The sequence below is a fragment of the Sinorhizobium sp. BG8 genome (assembly GCF_016864555.1).
GTDB lineage: Bacteria > Pseudomonadota > Alphaproteobacteria > Rhizobiales > Rhizobiaceae > BG8.
The window spans coordinates 1,362,831-1,381,968 of sequence record NZ_CP044011.1; the positions used below are offsets into that span (position 1 = coordinate 1,362,831).

The 19,138-nt window shown below is 60.8% G+C and carries 20 protein-coding genes and 1 pseudogene; 14 read left to right on the forward strand and 7 right to left on the reverse strand.

Going from position 1 to position 19,138, the window contains the following annotated elements:
* Positions 1 to 72: 72 nt before the first annotated feature.
* The 11 genes and pseudogenes from F3Y30_RS06305 to F3Y30_RS06355 all read left to right on the forward strand — a co-directional run bounded on the left by F3Y30_RS06305 (position 73) and on the right by F3Y30_RS06355 (position 9,927).
* A complete protein-coding gene (locus F3Y30_RS06305; protein ID WP_203425639.1) occupies positions 73 to 372 on the forward strand; it encodes an STAS domain-containing protein in 300 nt (99 codons plus the stop codon).
* Positions 369 to 734 (forward strand): chemotaxis response regulator CheY1, encoded by a 366-nt coding sequence (gene cheY1, locus F3Y30_RS06310; protein WP_069059983.1) that lies wholly within the window; start codon positions 369 to 371, stop codon positions 732 to 734. The genes F3Y30_RS06305 and cheY1 overlap by 4 nt, the downstream gene beginning before the upstream one ends.
* A 17-nt stretch (positions 735 to 751) precedes the next feature.
* Positions 752 to 3,066: pseudogene (locus F3Y30_RS06315) on the forward strand (chemotaxis protein CheA).
* Positions 3,067 to 3,070: 4 nt separating this feature from the next.
* Entirely contained in the window at positions 3,071 to 3,535 is a 465-nt protein-coding gene (locus tag F3Y30_RS06320; protein ID WP_203425640.1) for a chemotaxis protein CheW, read from the forward strand.
* A complete protein-coding gene (cheR, locus tag F3Y30_RS06325; protein WP_203425641.1) occupies positions 3,532 to 4,440 on the forward strand; it encodes a protein-glutamate O-methyltransferase CheR in 909 nt (302 codons plus the stop codon). Before F3Y30_RS06320 ends, cheR begins: the two co-directional genes overlap by 4 nt.
* Positions 4,437 to 5,480 (forward strand): chemotaxis response regulator protein-glutamate methylesterase, encoded by a 1,044-nt coding sequence (gene cheB, locus F3Y30_RS06330; RefSeq protein WP_203425642.1) that lies wholly within the window; start codon positions 4,437 to 4,439, stop codon positions 5,478 to 5,480. The genes cheR and cheB overlap by 4 nt, the downstream gene beginning before the upstream one ends.
* The gene (locus tag F3Y30_RS06335) at positions 5,480 to 5,869 is read left to right on the forward strand and encodes a response regulator (protein ID WP_203425643.1); all 390 of its coding nucleotides are present in this window, start codon (positions 5,480 to 5,482) and stop codon (positions 5,867 to 5,869) included. The genes cheB and F3Y30_RS06335 overlap by 1 nt, the downstream gene beginning before the upstream one ends.
* Positions 5,866 to 6,420: a chemoreceptor glutamine deamidase CheD gene (gene cheD, locus F3Y30_RS06340; protein ID WP_203425644.1), complete on the forward strand. Its 555-nt coding sequence runs from the start codon at positions 5,866 to 5,868 to the stop codon at positions 6,418 to 6,420. Before F3Y30_RS06335 ends, cheD begins: the two co-directional genes overlap by 4 nt.
* Before the next feature lie 42 nt (positions 6,421 to 6,462).
* Positions 6,463 to 6,855 carry a hypothetical protein gene (locus F3Y30_RS06345; RefSeq protein WP_203425645.1) on the forward strand — a complete coding sequence of 131 codons (393 nt, stop codon included), beginning with the start codon at positions 6,463 to 6,465 and terminating at the stop codon, positions 6,853 to 6,855.
* A gap of 280 nt (positions 6,856 to 7,135) precedes the next feature.
* Complete coding sequence (fliF, locus tag F3Y30_RS06350; protein ID WP_203425646.1) at positions 7,136 to 8,818, forward strand: flagellar basal-body MS-ring/collar protein FliF; 1,683 nt, start codon at positions 7,136 to 7,138, stop codon at positions 8,816 to 8,818.
* Between the two features lie 311 nt (positions 8,819 to 9,129).
* Positions 9,130 to 9,927, forward strand: a complete 798-nt coding sequence (locus F3Y30_RS06355) for an autoinducer binding domain-containing protein (RefSeq protein WP_203425647.1) — start codon at positions 9,130 to 9,132, stop codon at positions 9,925 to 9,927.
* Here F3Y30_RS06355 and F3Y30_RS06360 read toward each other — a convergent pair.
* Positions 9,869 to 10,471 carry an acyl-homoserine-lactone synthase gene (locus F3Y30_RS06360; protein WP_203425648.1) on the reverse strand — a complete coding sequence of 201 codons (603 nt, stop codon included), beginning with the start codon at positions 10,469 to 10,471 and terminating at the stop codon, positions 9,869 to 9,871. The genes F3Y30_RS06355 and F3Y30_RS06360 overlap by 59 nt on opposite strands.
* Before the next feature lie 824 nt (positions 10,472 to 11,295).
* On the opposite strand from F3Y30_RS06360, the gene F3Y30_RS06365 reads away from it, so the two are divergent.
* On the forward strand, positions 11,296 to 12,036 hold the full coding sequence (locus F3Y30_RS06365) for a helix-turn-helix transcriptional regulator (RefSeq protein WP_203425649.1): 741 nt from the start codon (positions 11,296 to 11,298) through the stop codon (positions 12,034 to 12,036).
* A gap of 40 nt (positions 12,037 to 12,076) precedes the next feature.
* On the forward strand, positions 12,077 to 12,820 hold the full coding sequence (locus F3Y30_RS06370) for a helix-turn-helix transcriptional regulator (RefSeq protein ID WP_203425650.1): 744 nt from the start codon (positions 12,077 to 12,079) through the stop codon (positions 12,818 to 12,820).
* 111 nt (positions 12,821 to 12,931) lie between these two features.
* Here F3Y30_RS06370 and F3Y30_RS06375 read toward each other — a convergent pair whose 3' ends face one another.
* From F3Y30_RS06375 to motA, 6 genes are all read right to left on the reverse strand, one after another.
* Positions 12,932 to 13,381, reverse strand: coding sequence for a hypothetical protein (locus F3Y30_RS06375; protein ID WP_203425651.1), 450 nt, complete (start codon positions 13,379 to 13,381; stop codon positions 12,932 to 12,934).
* Positions 13,378 to 14,469 (reverse strand): flagellar biosynthesis protein FlhB, encoded by a 1,092-nt coding sequence (flhB, locus tag F3Y30_RS06380; RefSeq protein WP_203425652.1) that lies wholly within the window; start codon positions 14,467 to 14,469, stop codon positions 13,378 to 13,380. The genes F3Y30_RS06375 and flhB overlap by 4 nt, the downstream gene beginning before the upstream one ends.
* A gap of 159 nt (positions 14,470 to 14,628) precedes the next feature.
* The gene (gene fliG, locus F3Y30_RS06385; protein ID WP_203425653.1) at positions 14,629 to 15,666 is read right to left on the reverse strand and encodes a flagellar motor switch protein FliG; all 1,038 of its coding nucleotides are present in this window, start codon (positions 15,664 to 15,666) and stop codon (positions 14,629 to 14,631) included.
* Between the two features lie 28 nt (positions 15,667 to 15,694).
* Complete coding sequence (fliN, locus tag F3Y30_RS06390) at positions 15,695 to 16,282, reverse strand: flagellar motor switch protein FliN (RefSeq protein WP_203425654.1); 588 nt, start codon at positions 16,280 to 16,282, stop codon at positions 15,695 to 15,697.
* A 63-nt stretch (positions 16,283 to 16,345) separates the two neighbouring features.
* On the reverse strand, positions 16,346 to 17,290 hold the full coding sequence (locus tag F3Y30_RS06395) for a FliM/FliN family flagellar motor switch protein (protein ID WP_203425655.1): 945 nt from the start codon (positions 17,288 to 17,290) through the stop codon (positions 16,346 to 16,348).
* Between the two features lie 3 nt (positions 17,291 to 17,293).
* A complete protein-coding gene (gene motA, locus F3Y30_RS06400) occupies positions 17,294 to 18,172 on the reverse strand; it encodes a flagellar motor stator protein MotA (RefSeq protein WP_203425656.1) in 879 nt (292 codons plus the stop codon).
* Between the two features lie 185 nt (positions 18,173 to 18,357).
* On the opposite strand from motA, the gene F3Y30_RS06405 reads away from it, so the two are divergent.
* Positions 18,358 to 19,137 (forward strand): DUF1217 domain-containing protein, encoded by a 780-nt coding sequence (locus tag F3Y30_RS06405; protein WP_203425657.1) that lies wholly within the window; start codon positions 18,358 to 18,360, stop codon positions 19,135 to 19,137.
* Position 19,138: the final 1 nt, after the last annotated feature.

Consider the following 19,138-nt stretch of genomic DNA (forward strand, 5'->3'; position numbering starts at 1 on the left):
CCATGAGCCGTCGCAGGTCGAACCGCAGACATACGCACTGAACGCCGACAAACGCAGACAAGGAGCGAAATGATGGCGAGCAAGAAAGCCGCTCAGAAGACCTTGAGCCTTGCCCCGGTGCTGGACCTCAACGAGGCGACAGCACTCCATGAAAAGCTCATGGGGCTGAGGGGCAGCAATCTCGTAATCGACGCTTCGGCGGTCGAGCGCGTCGGCGCCCTGTGCGCCCAGGTGCTCATGGCCGGTGCGAAGAGCTGGGAGCGCGACAAGCACTCCTTCACCATCGGCAAAGTGTCCGAACCCTTTATGAAAACGATGCAGCTTATCGGCATGAACGTCGACCACATGCTGTCAAAGGAGAGTCAGCAATGAAGAAAAAGGTGCTTACCGTGGATGATTCACGGACCATCCGGAACATGCTTCTGGTGACGCTGAACAACGCCGGGTTCGAGACGATCCAGGCCGAGGACGGCATCGAAGGCCTTGAGGTTCTCGAGAACGCCAATCCGGATGTCATCGTCACCGACATCAACATGCCCCGCCTCGACGGCTTCGGCTTCATCGAAGGGGTTCGCCGCAACGAGAAGTACCGTGCGATCCCGATCCTCGTCCTGACGACCGAAAGCGACGCGGAAAAGAAGAACCGTGCCCGCCAGGCCGGCGCAACCGGCTGGATCGTCAAGCCATTTGACCCCACCAAACTGATCGATGCAATCGAGCGCGTAACCGCCTAATTCGAGGGCTCCTCCTGATGGATATGAACGAAATCAAAGAGATCTTTTTCCAGGAGTGCGAAGAGCAGCTCGCGGAACTGGAATCCGGTCTCTTGAAGCTGAACGACGGTGACCGCGACCCGGAAACGGTGAATGCCGTTTTCCGCGCGGTGCATTCCATCAAGGGGGCGCCGGGGCTTTCGGCCTCGATGATCTCGTCTCCTTCGCACACGTGTTTGAGACGACTCTCGATTGCGTTCGATCCAACAAGCTCGAACCGAACCAGGATGTCCTCAAGGTCATGCTGAAGTCGGCGGACGTCCTTGCGGACCTCACCAACGCTGCCCGCGATGGCGGAAGTGTGGACGAGGCACGCAGCAAGGCGCTGATCCGGGAACTCGAGGCACTGGCAAAGGGCGAAATGCCGGCTGCTTCCTCCGATGCACCGGCGCCCGCTCCCAAGGCGGCCGCGCCGGCCCCGGTTGCGCCCCCGCCGGTCAACGACGAGGGCTTCCAGCCAATCCCGTTCTCCTTCGATGATTTCGTACCGGAGGAAAAGCCGGTCGAGCCTTATGTCCCTGCCTGCGAAATCCGCTTCCGTCCCAAGCGGGAGCTCTATGCCAAGGGCAACGAGGCGACGCTGCTGCTGCGCGATCTCTCCCGCCTTGGTGAGATGACCATCAACTGCGACATGTCGGCTCTGCCGGTGCTCGAGGAAATGAACCCCGAGGAAGCCTATCTCTCCTGGAAGATTTCCGTGAAGTCGGAAAAGGGCGAGGACGGTGTCCGGTCGGTCTTCGAATTTGCCGAGTGGGACTGCGATCTCGAGATCCAGACCATCGAAGAAGACGCAGAGGTCGCCGCGGACGACGACGAAGCGCCGATGCAGGTCGTTCCCTTCGACCTGTCGATCCTCGACGAAGAGCCGGCGATCGCGCCTGCATCGGAAGATGAAGGCAATGCCGCGCCGGTCGCAAGCGACGTGTCCGTAGCCGTCGCCGCCGCTGAGACAGCGACCAACGTGATGCAGATGGCGGGCGGCGCGAACCGTGCCGCTGCTGCTGAAAGCGCGAAGACCGAGCGGGCCGCCGCCGCGGCCGCGGCCGCTGCCCAGAACAATGCCAACGCCAATGCCGCGGCTGCCGCCGCGCCGACCATCCGCGTCGATCTCGACCGCGTCGACCGCCTGATCAACCTCGTGGGCGAGCTCGTTATCAACCAGGCCATGCTTTCCCAGAGCGTGATCGAAAATGACACCAACGGTGTTTCCTCGATCAACATGGGTCTTGAAGAGCTGCAGCAGCTGACGCGCGAGATCCAGGACAGCGTGATGGCAATCCGCGCGCAGCCGGTGAAGCCTGTCTTCCAGCGCATGTCGCGTATCGTTCGCGAAATCGCGGACACCACGGGTAAGTCCGTTCGCCTGATCACCGAGGGTGAAAACACGGAAGTCGACAAGACGGTTATCGACAAGCTTGCCGAACCGCTGACCCACATGATCCGCAACGCGGTCGACCACGGCCTCGAAACGCCCGAGAAGCGTGCCGCGGTCGGCAAGAACCCGGAAGGCACGGTGCGGCTTACGGCGAAGCATCGGTCGGGCCGTATCGTCATCGAACTTGCCGACGACGGCGCCGGTATCAATCGCGAAAAGGTCCGCCGTAAGGCGATCGACAACGACCTGATCGCCGCAGACGCAAACTTGTCCGACGAGGAGATCGACAACCTGATCTTCCACGCCGGCTTCTCGACGGCGGACAAGATCTCCGACATTTCGGGCCGCGGCGTCGGCATGGACGTGGTCAAGCGGTCGATCCAGGCCCTCGGGGGCCGCATCACGATCTCCTCCAAGCCGGGGCAGGGCTCCGTCTTCACGATGAGCCTTCCGCTGACGCTCGCCGTTCTCGACGGCATGGTCGTGACAGTTGCCGGCCAGACCCTGGTCGTGCCGCTGACGGCAATCGTAGAAACGCTGCAGCCCGAGGCTTCCGCGATCCACTCCTTCGGCGCCTCGCAGCGGCTGATTTCGATCCGCAACAGCTTCTGCCCGCTCGTCGACGTCGGCCGCATCCTGAACTTCCGCCAGAGCCAGGCCAATCCCATCGAAGGCGTTGCGCTTCTGGTCGAATCGGAGGGTGGCGGTCAGCGCGCCCTGATGGTCGACGCGATCCAGGGTCAGCGCCAGGTTGTCATCAAGAGCCTGGAAGCCAACTACACGCATGTTCCGGGCATCGCCGCGGCGACCATCCTTGGCGATGGCCGCGTAGCGCTCATTCTCGACGTCGACGCGGTTGTTGCCGCGTCGCGCGGACAGTCCCTGAAACAAGAAGTCTCACTCGCGGCAGCCGGATAAGGAAATGACAAACGCGGTCAAGAACCTGGTGGACGGACGGAGGCTCATCGCCTTCCGCATCGAAGATCAGGAATTCTCTGTAAACATCATGGCGGTGCGGGAGATCCGCGGGTGGAGCCCCGCGACCCCCATGCCTCATGCGCCACCTTACGTTCTCGGTGTCATCAACCTGCGTGGCGCCGTGCTGCCGATCATCGACCTGGCGCTGCGTTTCGGGCTGAAACCGGCGGAGCCGACGATCCGGCACGTCATCATCGTGGCGCAGGTGAATTCGAAGACCGTCGGCCTGCTCGTCGACGCGGTTTCCGACATCCTGACGGTAACGGATGACAACATCCAGCCGACGCCGGATATCGCCAACGATGCGGAGAAGAACTATGCGCGCGGCATTCTCGCCATCGAAGGCCGCATGATCTGCATGATCGAACTCGATGCCCTTTTCCCGCACTTCGAAAGCGAAGCCGCATGACGTTTGCCAGTGCCATTGACACGAGACAGTCGCCGGACGAATGCCTTGCCAGCGGTGAATATCCGTTGACGCGGAGGGACCTGTCCGAGATTGCTGCGATGATTTATGCGGACGCAGGGATCTATCTCAACGAATCCAAGGCGTCGCTGGTCTATTCGCGGCTGTCGAAGCACATCCGGAACCTCGGCCTGAAGGGGTTCCGCGAATACTGCACGTTGGTCGCCTCGCCCGCCGGAGCGGCCGAGCGCCGGGAAATGCTCTCCCACCTGACGACGAACTTCACGCGGTTCTTCCGCGAGAACCACCATTTCGAGCATCTGAAGACGGATGTGCTGCCGGACCTTCTCGCCCGTGCCCGCAACGGCGGACGGGTGCGTATCTGGTCTGCCGCCTGTTCGGATGGTCAGGAACCCTATTCGATCGCACTCACGGTGCTCTCGCTGATGCCGAACGCGGCCGACTACGATTTCCGTATCCTGGCGACGGACATCGATCCCAAGATACTCTCGCTGGCACGTGCCGGCGCATATGACGGCAACGCTCTCGAAACGGTGAGCCCCGCAATGCGCAAGCAGTTCTTCCGGGAAGTGGACGCCGGCGGCCGCCAGAAATGGCAGGTCGAGGACCGGGTGAAGAAGCTCATCACCTTCAACGAGCTCAACCTGATGGCACAGTGGCCATTCAAGGGACCGTTCGACGTCATCTTCTGCCGCAACGTGGTCATCTATTTCGACGAGCCGACGCAGATGAAGATCTGGTCCCGCTTTGCCGGCATGCTCGGCGACAATGGCCACCTCTACATCGGTCACTCGGAACGTGTGTCGGGTGAAGCGAAGTCGCTGTTCGACAATATCGGCATCACCACCTATCGGTACACCGGCAAGTCCGGCGGGAGGCGCGCATGACGGCAGCAGCACGTGTTCTTGTCGTCGATGACTCCGCGACGATGCGGGGCCTGATCACGGCCGTCCTCAATGCCGATCCGGGTGTCGAAGTGGTGGGCCAGGCCGGCGACGCCATGGAGGCACGAAACGCCATCAAGCAGCTCAATCCCGATGTCGTCACGCTCGACATCGAGATGCCGAACATGAACGGGCTCGAGTTTCTCGACAAGATCATGCGGCTGCGGCCCATGCCGGTCATCATGGTCTCGACGCTCACCCATCGGGGTGCAGAGGCCTCGCTGATGGCGCTCGAAATCGGCGCGTTCGACTGTGTCGGCAAACCGCAGCCGGGCGATCCGAGGCCCTTCGGCGATCTGGCGGAGAAGGTCAAGGCTGCAGCCCGCTCGCAGCGCCGCGCCGTCACCGCCGCCGCCCAGCCGGTCACCAACACGGCGGTCGGCAGCTTCCGTCCGGGTCGTCGGATCGTAGCCATCGGTGCCTCCACCGGTGGGGTCGAGGCCCTGATTGCCGTCCTTCAGAAGTTTCCGGTCAACTGCCCGCCTACGGTCATCACGCAGCACATGCCGCCGACGTTCACGAAGAGCTTCGCGGAGCGCCTGAACAGGCTCTGCGCGCCCGTGGTCGAGGAAGCGACGGACGGCGCGCGGCTCGAAATCGGCAAGATCTATCTGGCGCCGGGTGGTGACAGGCATCTGCAGATCGCCAACGCGATGGCGCCGTGCTGCCGGCTGCTCGACAGGGATCCCGTCAACGGGCACCGCCCGTCGGTCGACGTATTGTTCGATTCGGTTGCGGAACTCGCCGGCCGCAACGCCGTCGGCGTAATCTTGACCGGCATGGGCCGTGACGGCGCGGCCGGTCTCTTGAAAATGCGTCATGCAGGGGCGCGGACCATCGGTCAGAACGAAAAAACCTGCATCGTTTATGGAATGCCGAGAGTGGCTTTCGAACTTGGTGCCGTAGAGCACCAATTTCCGCTCGCGTCCATCGGGGAGGAAATCTTGAAGATCACTGCGGCCCGGAAGGAAGGGAGCGAATAATGTCTATCGCTGAAAAAATCAAAGTACTCATCGTTGACGACCAGGTGACGAGCCGGTTGCTGCTGGGAGATGCCCTGCAGCAGCTCGGTTTCAAGCAGATCACTGCGGCCGGTGACGGCGAGCAGGGCATGAAGATCATGGCCCAGCAGCCGCATCACCTCGTCATCTCCGACTTCAACATGCCGAAGATGGACGGCCTGGTGTTTCTCCAGAACGTCCGCGCGAACCCGGCGACCAAGAAGGCGGCGTTCATCATCCTGACGGCACAGGGCGACCGCGCGCTGGTCCAGAAGGCGGCAGCGCTCGGCGCCAACAACGTTCTCGCGAAGCCGTTTACCATCGACAAGATGAAAGCGGCCATCGAAGCCGTATTCGGATCGCTGAAATGATAGCAGAAGCGGGTGCACGCCGTGTCCACGTGATACAGGGCGAATACAAGGTCGTGAACGATCCAGAGGTGGTTTTGACCACGATCCTTGGCTCCTGTGTCGCAGCATGCATGCGTGACCCAGTTGCCGGGGTGGGCGGGATGAATCACTTCCTTCTTCCCGGATCCGTCGATGCGCTGGCAGCCGGTGGCGATGCGACCCGTTACGGGGTGCATCTCATGGAGCTCCTGATCAACGGTCTGCTGAAACAGGGCGCCCGCCGTGACCGGCTGGAGGCCAAGATCTTCGGCGGCGCCAAGACGATCGCCCGCTTCTCGAACGTTGGGGAACAGAACGCGCGCTTTGCACGGCAGTTCCTGATGGACGAGGGCATCCAGATCGTCGGTGAAAGCACGGGCGGCGAGCATGGACGCAAGCTGGAATACTGGCCTTCCTCCGGAAGAGCGCGCCAATATGCGCTGACCGGTGTGGAGACGCAGAAGACGGTCGCTCTGGAGCAGCGTCCGGCGCCGGTCGTCAAGCCGGTCGACAACGGAATCGAATTCTTCTGATCAGCCTGCATCCGCAGGCTGAAGCATCGCATAGAGGGTACCATGGAAGTCGAGTATTTGAGTGGAACGTCTGCCGTGGAGGAAGCCCTTCCTGACGTGTTGATGCGGATTGTCTCGGAGCTTCACGACGTCGCCTATCTTATCGAGCGGATCGAACCGCAGCTGAACCACCTTCATGGCGCGGCAGGTGCGGATTCGGCAGAGCGGATCATGGTTCTGCAGGGGATCGATCTCGCCGTGCAGAAGACGCGTGGCCTTGCCGAGTTCATTGACACGATCACCGCCAGCATCCCCGGGGACTGGATGGTGGACCTGACGACTGCGCTAAGCCTCGTCAAGCTTGCTGAAATGCAGAAGGCACTGAGCAACGGTGCCCTTCGCCATGGCCATTCGCAGCCGCTTTCCAAGGCGGCGGGAGATTTCGAGGCCTTCTGACCTCGTTCGAATCAACGGTTTCTTCCCTCGAAAGTCATCGCGGCGCCCCATCGGGCGCCGCCTGCGTTTCAGGCGTTTCGCGGCGCCGAAACAACGAAACGCTCGCGCAAGTTTCGTTCTCTAGTTTCCGCAGCGGGTCTGGTGGATCCGCGTTGTCCGTGGTTGGCAGTCTTGAGGACAAGGCTTCGTCCGGCCCGGGGCGTTTTGAAATTGCGTTTGGTTTCCGGCTTTGGCAGGCCGTTTTAAGGAAATTGGACGCGCAAGTTCGTGCGGGAACAGAATGAATCTGTTGGAACAGCTGAAGAATGTCTTCAACAACCTGGCATCATTGGGCCAGGCCAAAATCGCGATGCTCGCGGGTGCGGGTATCGTATCGATCGGACTGGTGCTGGCGGCCGGGCTTTACGTCAACAAGCCGTCCTATGAGACCCTGTATGTCGGTCTCGAGACCTCCGATCTCAACCGAATCAGCACTGCGCTCGCAGAAGCGAACATGGATTTCCAGACCGGGTCGGATGGTGCCAGCATTCAGGTGCCGGTCGGGCAAACGGGCAAGGCCCGCTTGTTCCTGGCCGAGCGCGGACTGCCCAGCTCCTCCAATTCCGGCTACGAACTCTTCGACAAGGTCGGCTCCCTCGGCCTCACCTCGTTCATGCAGGAAGTAACGCGCGTTCGGGCTCTCGAAGGCGAAATCGCACGAACGATCCAGGAGATCAGCGGCGTATCCGCCGCCCGCGTCCACATCGTCATGCCGGACCGCGGCAATTTCCGAAAGGCCGAACAGAAGCCCACCGCCTCGGTCATGATTCGCGCCGGCGCCACTTCCGGCCGCCAGGCCGCCGCTTCGATCCGTCACCTCGTTGCCGCCTCCGTTCCCGGCCTCAACGTGGAGGACGTTACGATCCTCGACTCCTCGGGCCAGTTGCTCGCCTCCGGCGACGACGCGCAGAATGGCGACCTCAACCGGTCGCTGAACATCGTCCAGCAGGTCCAGGGCGAAGTCGAGAACAACATCGAGAAGGCGCTCGCTCCCTTCCTCGGCATGGACAACTTCCGTGCCAGCGTCATGGCGACACTCAACACGGACCAGCAGCAGACGCAGGAAACCGTGTTCGACCCGGAATCCCGCGTCGAGCGTTCAGTGCGGGTGACCAAGGAGAGCCAGAAGTCGAATCAGCAGACCCTTCAGAAGCCGGCCACCGTCGAGCAGAACATTCCGCAGGGCGGACCGGAAGGCGGGACAGGCCCGCAGTCCAGCGACGAAGCCGACAAGAAGGAAGAGCAGACCAACTACGAAATCAACAGCAAGACCGTTGCGACTGTCCGCAGCAGCTACAAGGTTGAGAAACTCTCGGTCGCCGTCGTCGTCAACAACGGTCGCATCGCCGCGATGGTGGGCGAGCCTGCCGACCAGGCAAAGATCGACGCCTACATCGAGGAAATGAAGAAGATCGTGGCCTCTGCGGCCGGTCTCAGCCCCGATCGCGGCGACGTCGTCACCGTGACGGCAATGACCTTCCTCGACAACCAGCTTCTTGACGAGGCCGTGCCTAGCCCAGGCATCATGGAGACGCTGACACGCAATCTGGGTGGCATCATCAATGCGCTCGCCTTCGTTGCCGTCGCCTTCCTGGTCGTCTGGTTCGGTCTGCGCCCTGCAGTACGCACCATCAGCGGCGCCAGCGGTGCGGCCGCCCTCGAAAGCGACACTGCGGGTCTCGAACTGCCTGACTTCTCGCCCGCCGCCGGTGTCGCCGCTCCAGGTGCCACCCTCATGGATGGCTTCGGCGCGGACTTCGGCTTCGACAGCACCGACGACCTGCTCAGTGCCGACGATGGCGACGGCGCCTTCAATCGCCGCGTCAAGGAAGGACCCGAGCGCCGTCTCGCACGGATGGTCGAGATCAGCGAAGAGCGCGCTGCCAAGATCCTCCGCAAGTGGGCGATTGAAGAGGCGGCCTAGTCGGCAACCAGAGCGGCAAAGCAAGTCTTTTTCCACAGTGCAATCCCGCCATGGCGGCGGGATTTCTCGATCCGGAGCGTGAATCCTCTGGATTTTCCAAAAGCGATCAATATGTTGAGAGATGAGGGATCGATGGATCTCGGGTGTGCAACTGCTCTTTATCGCGTAATGCGTGCACTACCCCATCGACCTCGCTCTATGATGGCATTGCAGTGGCGGCCCCGCTCTTCGTGGAACGGACGGGAATCCAAACTGTTTTGCTAGGTTGCGATCATGATGACGCAATGTTCCAAAGTGCCGGGGGCGCGAAGATGGATCTCGTGTTGGCGGGGCTTGGTCCCCTGTCGTTTTTTGCCGGGCGTCAGAAGAGCAGTGTATGCTCTATTCTGAACCGTTGCCGTGGAGAGGTTGGGGCACGCCATGTGGCCCATGTCTACCTCCAGCGTGCGCCCGGGCAGGAAGAAACCTACATATCGGTCACCTACCCCGGACGCTGGCTTCTGAACTATGCAATCCGCAACTACTTCTCGGTCGATCCCGTGATCCGGGATGACGAGCGGCCGACATCCATCCGGATTCTGAATCATGTCGAGGAGAGCGGCTGGGCGGTGCGTGCGATGCTCGCCGATGCGCAGTCCTTCGGCATCGGCCGGAGCTTCGTCGAGATTCAGGTCATGCCGCACTCGGAGTACCGGGGTACGGTCATGTTCGCCTTCGACATCGAGCCCACCGCGATCACGAAATACATCGAGAGGAAGCGCGAACTCCTGCTCGAGGCCGCGCTGCAGCTCCATGTCGATACGCTGAAGGCGAGGGGGCTGATGCCCGACACGCTTGAGCTCCCCGAGCTCAATTGCGACGAAACGCGATGCGTATCGATGCTTGCGGACGGGCGCACCTATGCCGAGATCGGCGAGGCGATGTCATGGAGCGAGCAGGCGGTGATCGCGACGCTCAACGATCTTTGCGAGCGACTGGGCTGTGCGAACCCGTTGAACCTGGTCGCTCGCTGCATTTCGCAGGGTTGGCTGCGCGATTTCGACGACGGCTTTACGCCGCCGCCACTTTCTCCTTTATCCACGCGAGTTTTTCCAGCGAAGCCTCACTGACTTCCCAGGACACGCACAGGATAGGTGCGGAGTTCTCCATCTCGCGCCGGCCGATTATGTGGTACTTGATCCCGAACGATTTCGTCAGCCGCACGATGTTCTCCTCGCAGATGGCGACGTGGCGGGTGATGCCCGCGTGGAAGCCGAGTTCGAGGGAAGCATTGGAAAGCTCGATCGCGGTCCGGTTCACGCCGCTCATGACGCGAACGTCCCTTTCCTGGGGGCGTATCGCGAAGCGGGTGGTCTCCGTGATCTTCGGTGAGAGCAGCTCGGCCGGATCCGGGATCATGTCCGAGAAGCATTCCCAGGTGAGATTCGGCCCGGCCATGCTCATCTGGCGCAGTCCCCCGGTCACATCGCCTCGATCATCCAGCGATAGCACGTAGGTGCAAGGCATGAAGTCGTAGCGATCGTATTCGAGGTCGCCGTCCACGGCGACGTCCCAGCCAAGCGTGTCGTGGAAGACGGTCTTCCGGATGCGGAAATAGTCCTGAATGAGGTGCTGATACTGCCCGCGCATTTCAGGTGTTATGACTAGAATCATTCTGGCCCCCTGTAAGTCCGGGCAAATTTGGGGGGCACAAGTTAAAGGCGGGTAAACGGCGACCCAAAACCAAGGGTTGGCGTTAACGAAAGGGGTGACCGTGCGGCGTGTGGGGAGATGGAGCCTCGCAGAGATTGCTCGCCCGGAAACCTGTCGGCAATGGAACACGGAGCGGTAGCAAACAGACGCGCCACGACTTCGACGAAGTGCGACGTCGACGAAAATGTCGGCAGCCCGCGCGGCAAAACTAACGTTACGTGAGGCTGTCAAGTTTCGGGTAAGGCTGACCCTGTAGGGCGAGGCGGCCCGGATGGGGCCCATGTTTTCAGGAAAGTGTATCTTTACAGCCACGCCTGAACCCGCGCGGCGTGCCAGAACAGGGCGTCGCCCGTGGCCGAAAAGACCCGATATGGATGATTTCGGGACTTTCTTCGATCACAGAAAAGAAATTTTTCGACTCACGAAAAGTTGCAATCGTGGATTTCTGCGAGATCCACGAGAATTTACGCCGTTCCCGGCGCCGTCTGTTTCTGTCTTCTGCAAAAAATATCAATTGTTAACAATTGGTTAATTCTTTGACATCCCGGAGCATTATTTCCGAAAGTTTCTACGTTTTATCTCGCGCGAATCGATTCACGGAACGTTACAAAAGTAAATCCCGAGAAACGTGCGATTCTTTTTTCCCGGTCTCGTTGTAAAGTTTAGTTACTGATTCGTTAGGTGGTTCCTGCCGTGCGGCTCGATCTTCGACGATACCGGAATGACTCCGGTGACGCTGAGAACGGGGGCGGGAACGCCTCCGGAATCAGAACAGGGGGCCAAATATGGATACAATCCGTGCGGATGTAGCGGCCTGGGAATCTGTCGGATTTCCTGCCGCGTCGGATGAGCGTAAGAGTGCGCGTGAGCTTCTGGTTCAACAGCTCGGACGCTATGCGAATAGCATGGCTTTGTCCTCTGGCCTTAGGGCGCTGACGGACTATGTCAGCGCCTCTCATTTCCTCCTGCTGAGGCAGGATACGGCGTCGGATTCCTCTCTGGATCTCGTCGTCGCTTCGGACTGGCCGTTCGACCTGGTCAAGAACCTCGTGGGTTCGATCGGCGGAAGCCAGGCGCGCACCAGCGAGCTCGACAAGTGCCTTGCAGTGCTGCAGCCATCGTTCGTGCACATGCCGGAGACGATCGCAATCCCTGCGGGTATCAGCAGGGAGTATTGCATCGTCACCTTCAACGTCGGCCGCACGCGGATGTCGCTGCTGCTGCTCTTCGGCGAACATTTCATCCTGTCGCAGAGCAAGCTTCGGGATATCGGGCTGCTGGCGGGCTACTTCGCCAGCCTCTCCTGCCGCGCCGCGGAGCGCCAGGATCGCGAGCTGGAGCTGACGGAGCGCGAGATCGAGTGCCTGTTCTGGATTGCGGAGGGAAAGACCAGCGATGAGATCGCGGTCATTCTCGGCATCTCGCGAAACACGATCAACAACTACATTACCAGCGTAATGCGCAAGACGGCGACCCGCACGCGATCCGAAGCGATCGCATGGGCCGTCCGAAACAATCTGGTCTGAGCGGCGTGACCAGGGTCTTACCGCGCGAAGGAGGAAGGTGATGGACATCCCGATTCCCAATCCGGCAAACACGGAAGCCGAGATTCGGCTGGCACGTCCTCCGAAGGCGCAGCGCGCGGCGGATTTCGTGGCACGTCTGCAGATGATGCAGAAGATCATCGGCGCGCAGAGCTTCGTGGTCCTGCGACTCAGCGGTCACGGCCTGCCTTCGACGCGCCGGCTCACATGTTCGCTGCACAATCTCGGGCATGACGCCGAGCGGCATGTGCATTCGTTGCTGAATGCCTATGGCACGGCCCTGATGACGCATCTCGATGGTTCGCTCCTTCCTCTGCTTTGGGAAGGCGCCGGCGACAATCAGATCGCCGAAGCCGGGCTTCCTCACTTTACGGCGCGCCTGCCCGACAAGCAGGTGCCCTATTCCGGCATCGCCTTTCCGGTGCGCCTCGGCGCGTTCGGAAACGGCTACGTGGTCTTCATGGGCAGCTTCATCGATCTGTCCAGCGATCTGATCGTCGATACCCATATCAAGTGCTGCCAGATACTTGTGGATCTGCTTTCCTGTGACGAGAAGAAGCTGCTGCCCGCGGAAGCGCTGAGTGATCGCGAAATCGCCTGCCTTCAAATGGCGGGCGACGGCTGCATCAGCGAGGCGATCGCGGAGAAGATGGGATTGTCGGTTCACACCGTCAACGCCTACCTCGGCACGGCAACGACCAAGTTGGACGCGGTCAACCGCATCCAGGCGATCGCGAAGGCGATCCGCTTCGGTTACATCACCTAACGGTTTGGAAGTCCGCTGCCTTGCGACCGCACGGCGCCTGATCTGCCTTTTTCCGCGTCATGGCGGACGACCGGCAGGGCAAGGCCTCGCAAAGCTTGCGGCAATCGAACATCAATGCGTCGTGCTGGATGCCTGTGCATCCGTAGAGCGCACGAATCGTGCTTCCCTGAGGCTTTTCTCCAGGAAGGCGGTATTGTCGTCCGGATTGGCGGCAGGATCGCTGAACGCCACATGCGTTACCTCAACCCCTGCCTGATCCTTCTGCAGGAGAAGCTTGGCATAGACTGTCACGCCCGGCGGCCGCAGCTCCATGTCCAGCGTCACTTCCGGTTCGGTTCCCCAGTCGAGGCGATAGTCCCCACCTGAGCCGAAATTGACGGTTCCCGGCAGGAAGTAAAGCTCGGCAGCCGAGGCGACGAGGTCGGATAGGTTTCCGTAACACTCGAAACGCAGAAGCGAGACGAGGTCGGCGGCATCAAGCAGCCGCAGCTCGGTCGCAACCGGGCAGATGGCCTCCGCTACTATCTTCTCGCGTTCCGCAGAGTAGGTGCATTTTCTCATGGGATCCTGTTTACCCGTCTTTTCTGGGGCGAGGCTGCGTATACCCGGTGAATCAGCTCCGCCACGGCTTTGTAGAACACCGGTGGAATGACACTATCCACCGAGACTTGCGCAAACATTGAGCGCGCAAGCGGAGGGTCCTCAAAGACGGGGATTTTGTTCTGCTCGGCGATCTCGCGAATCTTCAGCGCCACGAGGTCCTGCCCCTTGGCGACGACGATCGGAGCGTCGCCTTCTTCGCGCACATAGCGCAGCGCGACTGCAAAGTGAGTCGGGTTGGCAATCACCAGCGTCGCACGCGGAACGGCCGTGATCATGCGGCGGCGCGCCCTGTCGCGCTGGATCGAGCGAAGCCTGGCCCTGACGATCGGGTCGCCCTGCGCCTGCTTCATCTCTTCCTTGACCTCCTGCTTGGTCATGCGCAACTCGGTGATCCAGTGATGGCGCGTCCAGAAGAAGTCGAGAATCGCAACCACTGCCGTTGCGAAGAGAATGACGATCATGATCTTCCGGGCGTCGGCGGCCATCATCGGAAAGATGGCGGCCGGCTCGGAGAACATGGCGTCGAGTGATTCGAAGTAGCTTCGGCGCATCACGAGAACGACGACGATCGAAACGACCGCGATCTTGATCACGGACTTGCCGAACTCGACGAGGCCCGGCTTTCCGAGCATGCGGCCGAGGCCCTTGGTCAGCGAAACGCGGGACATCTGCGGGCGCACCCGCTCGAGAACCGGGCTCGGCATGTTTTGCAGGACCGAGGAACCCAAGCCGAAGAGCATCATCATCACCATCGCCGGCAAGAGAAGCACGCCAGCTTCCCAGGTGAGGTGGCCGAAAAGCGAGATGACGTCGCTGCTGGTGTTGAGCGTCCACTGGTCCGGCTGCTCGAACAAATCCTTCAGCGTTTCATTCATCCGTGAGATGCCGTCGGGCAGGAAGAAGACCATGTACAGGTACATGGCGACCGTCGAGGCGAAGACCGGAACCTCGCGCGAGAAAGGCGTATTGCCCTTTTCGGCGGCATCGCGGATCTTTTTCTCCGACGGGGCCTCTGTTTTACTCTCTTTGTCCTCTTCGTCAGACACGTATGCCACTCCTGGCGTATCGCCCGGCATTGTCTGCCGGGTTCAGAGCAAGGCGCTTTCTTGGATTGGAGCGCTCTGGAAACGGAAAAGCCCGAATCCCTGTCAGAGATTCGGGCCCGAAACTACGGTCGGCCTGGGGGTAGGGAGTGTCAAGCCCCGTCAGGCTGCTGCCTGTGCCTGTTCGGCTTCCTTCAACTGGATTTGTCCCGCAGCGGCCAACCGGATGGCTTCCTGGGTGATCGAGCGGCGGGCGATCGCCACTTCGCGCTGGTTGACGTTGTCGTCCCCGGCCGCAAGGTCGGACTCGATCATGCGGCGCTGACGTGCACCGATAGACGACAGCACGGCCTCGCGCAGGCTGATCGGCGCACCGCGCAGAGCAGACGTGATGATGTCGCCCGATACGTCGTTGAAAAGCGCCACGCGGCTCTTCTGCGGCATCGCCAGGATGTCTTCGAAAAGGAAGATCTTCGGCCGCACCTTCTTGACCGATTCGACGCTGACCGTTTCCAGCGAAGCGAGCATTTCGTCGACCTGCGTCTTCTCCAGCTCGTTCATCAGTTCGGCAACCTTGTTGGAGCCGACCGAGTTGCGTTCCGCTTCGAGTGCGTTGATCATCTCGATGACGCGCGTTTCGATGATCGCGGCCGCCTTGGGGCTCACGTCCTTCAGGTTGACGGTACGATTGATGATGTCGGCCCGATACTCTTCGGGAACTTCGAGCAGCACCTTCGCGCCGAAGGAGGAAGGCATCATCGACAGGATATAGGCGATGGTCTGCGGATGTTCCTTGAGCAGGAACTTGCTGATGAAGACCGGATCGGCATCCTGGAGCCTTTCCCAGATGGTCGTTTCGAATGCCTGGAAGGTCGTGCGCCGTCCGAGCAGGCCGTCCACTTCGTCCGGTGTCAGGCCCTCTTCGAGAATGCCCTCCATCATCTTGGCGTTGTCCATCAGACCGGCGCCTTCGGTGAAGAGGTCCTCGAACTCGTTGACGAGATCAATGAGCTCGTGGGGCGGGATGGCGCGCAGGTTCTGCGCGGCGGCGATGATCGCCTGCAATTCGCCCTGGGTGAAGAACTTCAGGAGTTTGCCGGCCACCGGCTTGCCCATTGCAAGCAATACCGCGGCCGCCTTGTCTACCGGAGAGAGAGGAGCACCTACAGCGGTGCTGCCGAAATTTTCGAAATCCATCATGGATAGCCTCCTGATACCTTCAGCGGTGTCAGCTCTTGCGGGTGTTCTTGACTTCGATCAGCTTGACACCGAACCGGGTGTCGTCGTTCTCGAGCACGGTGATTTCGCCCCGGCCGATGATCCGGCCGTTGACCATGACTTCGACCGGTTCACCGATCCGCCTGTCGAGCGCGATCGTTGCGCCCTCGGAGAGATTCATCAGGCCGGAGACCAGCATCTGGGACGATCCGAGGACGATCTGCAGATCGATCGGGATGTCCATGATCATGTCGAGATTTGCAGAAAGCGCGCTGCCGGGGCGAGCCGGTTCGGCGCTGCCGGATCCGGCGAAGTCGCCGCCACCGAAATCGCTGCCGCCGAAATCCCCGCCAGCTTCGCCGAAGCTGCTGCCGAAGTCGCCGGCGGTATCGGTGCTTCCGAAGTCTCCGCCGAAGGCGGCCAGCGGATCGTCCGAGGCGCCCGCGCCGAAGTCAGCATCGAAGCTCGTTGCCGCGGCAGGCTCTGCACCCTGCTTCAGGACGCCGCGCAAGTCGTCGATCGCCTGCTCCAGTTCCTGGTCGTCTGCGTTGATGGAAGACTTGAGATCGTCTGCGATGGGTGCTTTTTTCGGTGCCATGAGCTATTTATTCCACTTGAAACTTGCCTGAGGCGTACCCCGGGGAAACGCCTCGATTATTTCTCAACCAATGATGTGCTGCAGCAGGTCCTCCTCGGACCCGTAGGTATCCTTCACGCGAACCGTGTAGCGCGCGCCGGACCGACCGAATTCACAGACGTAGAGCTTCTGGCCGTTCGCGCTCACGTCGACCCGTACGTCGCCTGCTTCCTTGAACGGAATAATGTCGCCTGCCTGGAGCCGGCTGACGGTGTCGAGTGTCTGGCTCTCGAGCCGAATGCGGGCCTCCAGCGTGACTTTCGAGCGGCGAACCTGCTCGCCGAGCTGGTCGCTCCATTCCTTGCGCGTCTTCGGCGCGTTAGCGGCCTGTGGCACCGTGATCTTTGATTTCAGGAGGACGTGCTGCGGGACCACGACCGAGAAGGTGGAGAGCACCGGACCGATGCCCACAGCCATGTTGACCACGCCCACGTGGGCCTCGTCAGTCCCGTCCTCGGCGGCCTTGCGCTCTTCCGCATTGTAGGCGAGGCCGACGTTCGGCTCGTAGCCGTTGCTGCCGGAGACGGCCATCTTGAGAACGTTCGAGATGCGGTCGAATATCATTGCGGCCACATCGAGTTCGATCCGGGAAAGCGGCCGTGGCTGCGGTTCCTCCACGGCATCACTCACTGCGCCCAGCATGTTCTCGACCAGGGTGATGATGAAGGGGCTGTCGCAAATGATGGTGAAGCGATCGCACCAGTCGCGGAGCGAACAATCCGAGAGCGCCATGGCCCCGCCAAGTCCGCCTACGAGTTCGTCGAAGCGCCCCACTTCGAACCCGGCATAGGAAACCGCAACTTCGAAACCCAGCTCGCCCTCGAAGAGATCGGGAAGGAATTCGGCAAACGCCGCGCCGAGGCTGGCGCACAGCTTCGAGATCGTTGCCTTGTCCCCGAGCTGCCCGGTCAGGCGGGCCAGTACGATGGGATCGAAGGTAGGGGTCTGTGACAAGGTTTGACCGTCCATGACTTATGCTGCCTTCGATTCGCCGCCGCCGCCGGGGTTCATCATTTCCTGTTCGACCGCGTCGATCGACGGTCTCTCGTAGGAGGAAATGGTCTTGCGGCCGTATTCCAGGGCGACCTGCGGAACCGAGCCGTTCATGTAGGCGAGCAGGGTCTGCTTCACGATGATGTAGAGGCGGTTCTGCTTCTCGCGGACGGATTTCACGTTTGCGGCAATCGGGTTGACGACGCAGTAGGACAGGAAGATGCCGAGCAGCGTGCCGACGAGCGCGGCGGCAATCTTGCCACCGAGAATTTCGGGCGACTCGTTGATGGCGCCCATGGCCTTGACCACGCCGAGAACGGCCGCGACGATGCCGATGGCCGGAAAGGCGTCACCCATCGTGGTGATTGCGGCGTAGGGCTTCATCTTATCGCGCGTGATGGTCTGGATTTCTTCGTCCATCAGCGCTTCGATCTCGTGGGAGCGCGCATTGCCGATGATGATCAGGCGGACGTAGTCGCAGATGAACGCAGTGAGCTCCTTGTTCTGCAGAACTGTCGGCGCGGACTGGAAGATCGACGATTCGTCGGGATTGTCGATATGGCTTTCGATCTCGTTGCGCGACTTGGTGCGCAGATCACGCATCAGGCTGTAGAGGACGCCGAGCGTATCCAGGTACTGCCGTTCCTTGGGGACCTTGTACTTGAAGGCCTCCATCAGGGCTTTGCCCGAATCCTTCACGACCTTCATCTTGTTGGCGACGATGAAGCCGCCGACGCCCGCGCCGCCGATGATCATCAGTTCGTAGGGCTGGATCAGTACGTCAAGGTGACCGCCCATGGCCATGTAGCCGCCTATGACGCAGCCGAAGGTAACGATTAGACCGATGATAATGTTCATTTTCGCACATATGTCCCGACACTATTCCTGCCGTCAGGAGTACGTCGCGAGCCTTGTGTGAGGCTGTACCCAAACCCCGCTTTTTCCAGGCCGTGCAGGAACAGTTTCGCGCAAGCAAAAAGGCTCAAGTTCCGTCACCAGATTGGGCATTTCTGCCCGCTTGAGACTGAAGTGCGGAATCTATCGTGACGACGACCTACACGAGCTACCAACTCATTGCAGCGGACTTGCAGACGTCGCTGGCGCGTGTCGCCGAGCAGCCGGACGTCAAGCGCGAGTCCGAGTACTACCTGTCGAAGATCGGCAGCATCAAAACGATCGACGAGTTCTTCGCCGACACCCGTGTCTACAACTATGCGATGAAGGCGCATGGGCTGGAGGACATGGCCTACGCCAAGGCCTTCATGCGCAAGGTGCTGACGGAAGGTGTCGACAACGACGACGCGTTTGCCAACAAGCTGAGCGACAGTCGCTACAAAGATCTGGTCGAATCGCTGAATTTCGCCCGCAACGGCGAAGCCGCGACGGCCTTCGACCGCGCGCAGAAGGGCGTCGTCGAAAAGTTCAATCGCCAGACCCTCGAAGTCGAGGCCGGCGAGGAAAACTCCGGCGTCCGCCTCGCGCTATATTTCGAGCGTATGGCCTCGTCCATCACCAGCGGATACTCGATCATCGCCGACGATGCGCTGTCGCAGGTCGTGCGGACGGTCTTGCAGCTTCCGGATGCATTCGCGGCCTCGGACGTTGACCGCCAGTCCGCCTACTATGAGGAAGAACTCGATCTGGCGGACTTCCAGGACACCACCAAGGTCGCCGCTTTTCTCGAACGCTTCACCTCGAATTGGGAGGTCGAAAATCCTTCCGATTCCAGCAATTCCCTGCCTGCTTTCCGGCCTTCGAGCCTGACAGGCATTTCCACCGATCTCCTGATCTCCATCAATAATCTGAAACTAGGAGGCCGCTGAC

What these genes read in the sequence shown, in the direction of transcription:
- cheR (WP_203425641.1), top strand. Translation starts at nt 3,532, where the DNA reads ATGACGTTTGCCAGTGCCATTGACACGAGACAGTCGCCGGACGAATGC.
- motA (WP_203425656.1), bottom strand. Translation starts at nt 18,172, where the DNA reads ATGAACATTATCATCGGTCTAATCGTTACCTTCGGCTGCGTCATAGGC.
- fliN (WP_203425654.1), bottom strand. Translation starts at nt 16,282, where the DNA reads ATGGCACCGAAAAAAGCACCCATCGCAGACGATCTCAAGTCTTCCATC.
- F3Y30_RS06395 (WP_203425655.1), bottom strand. Translation starts at nt 17,290, where the DNA reads ATGGACGGTCAAACCTTGTCACAGACCCCTACCTTCGATCCCATCGTA.
- fliG (WP_203425653.1), bottom strand. Translation starts at nt 15,666, where the DNA reads ATGATGGATTTCGAAAATTTCGGCAGCACCGCTGTAGGTGCTCCTCTC.
- F3Y30_RS06360 (WP_203425648.1), bottom strand. Translation starts at nt 10,471, where the DNA reads ATGATTCTAGTCATAACACCTGAAATGCGCGGGCAGTATCAGCACCTC.
- F3Y30_RS06355 (WP_203425647.1), top strand. Translation starts at nt 9,130, where the DNA reads ATGGATCTCGTGTTGGCGGGGCTTGGTCCCCTGTCGTTTTTTGCCGGG.
- fliF (WP_203425646.1), top strand. Translation starts at nt 7,136, where the DNA reads ATGAATCTGTTGGAACAGCTGAAGAATGTCTTCAACAACCTGGCATCA.
- F3Y30_RS06370 (WP_203425650.1), top strand. Translation starts at nt 12,077, where the DNA reads ATGGACATCCCGATTCCCAATCCGGCAAACACGGAAGCCGAGATTCGG.
- F3Y30_RS06345 (WP_203425645.1), top strand. Translation starts at nt 6,463, where the DNA reads ATGGAAGTCGAGTATTTGAGTGGAACGTCTGCCGTGGAGGAAGCCCTT.
- F3Y30_RS06365 (WP_203425649.1), top strand. Translation starts at nt 11,296, where the DNA reads ATGGATACAATCCGTGCGGATGTAGCGGCCTGGGAATCTGTCGGATTT.
- F3Y30_RS06375 (WP_203425651.1), bottom strand. Translation starts at nt 13,381, where the DNA reads ATGAGAAAATGCACCTACTCTGCGGAACGCGAGAAGATAGTAGCGGAG.
- cheD (WP_203425644.1), top strand. Translation starts at nt 5,866, where the DNA reads ATGATAGCAGAAGCGGGTGCACGCCGTGTCCACGTGATACAGGGCGAA.
- cheB (WP_203425642.1), top strand. Translation starts at nt 4,437, where the DNA reads ATGACGGCAGCAGCACGTGTTCTTGTCGTCGATGACTCCGCGACGATG.
- cheY1 (WP_069059983.1), top strand. Translation starts at nt 369, where the DNA reads ATGAAGAAAAAGGTGCTTACCGTGGATGATTCACGGACCATCCGGAAC.
- F3Y30_RS06335 (WP_203425643.1), top strand. Translation starts at nt 5,480, where the DNA reads ATGTCTATCGCTGAAAAAATCAAAGTACTCATCGTTGACGACCAGGTG.
- F3Y30_RS06320 (WP_203425640.1), top strand. Translation starts at nt 3,071, where the DNA reads ATGACAAACGCGGTCAAGAACCTGGTGGACGGACGGAGGCTCATCGCC.
- F3Y30_RS06305 (WP_203425639.1), top strand. Translation starts at nt 73, where the DNA reads ATGGCGAGCAAGAAAGCCGCTCAGAAGACCTTGAGCCTTGCCCCGGTG.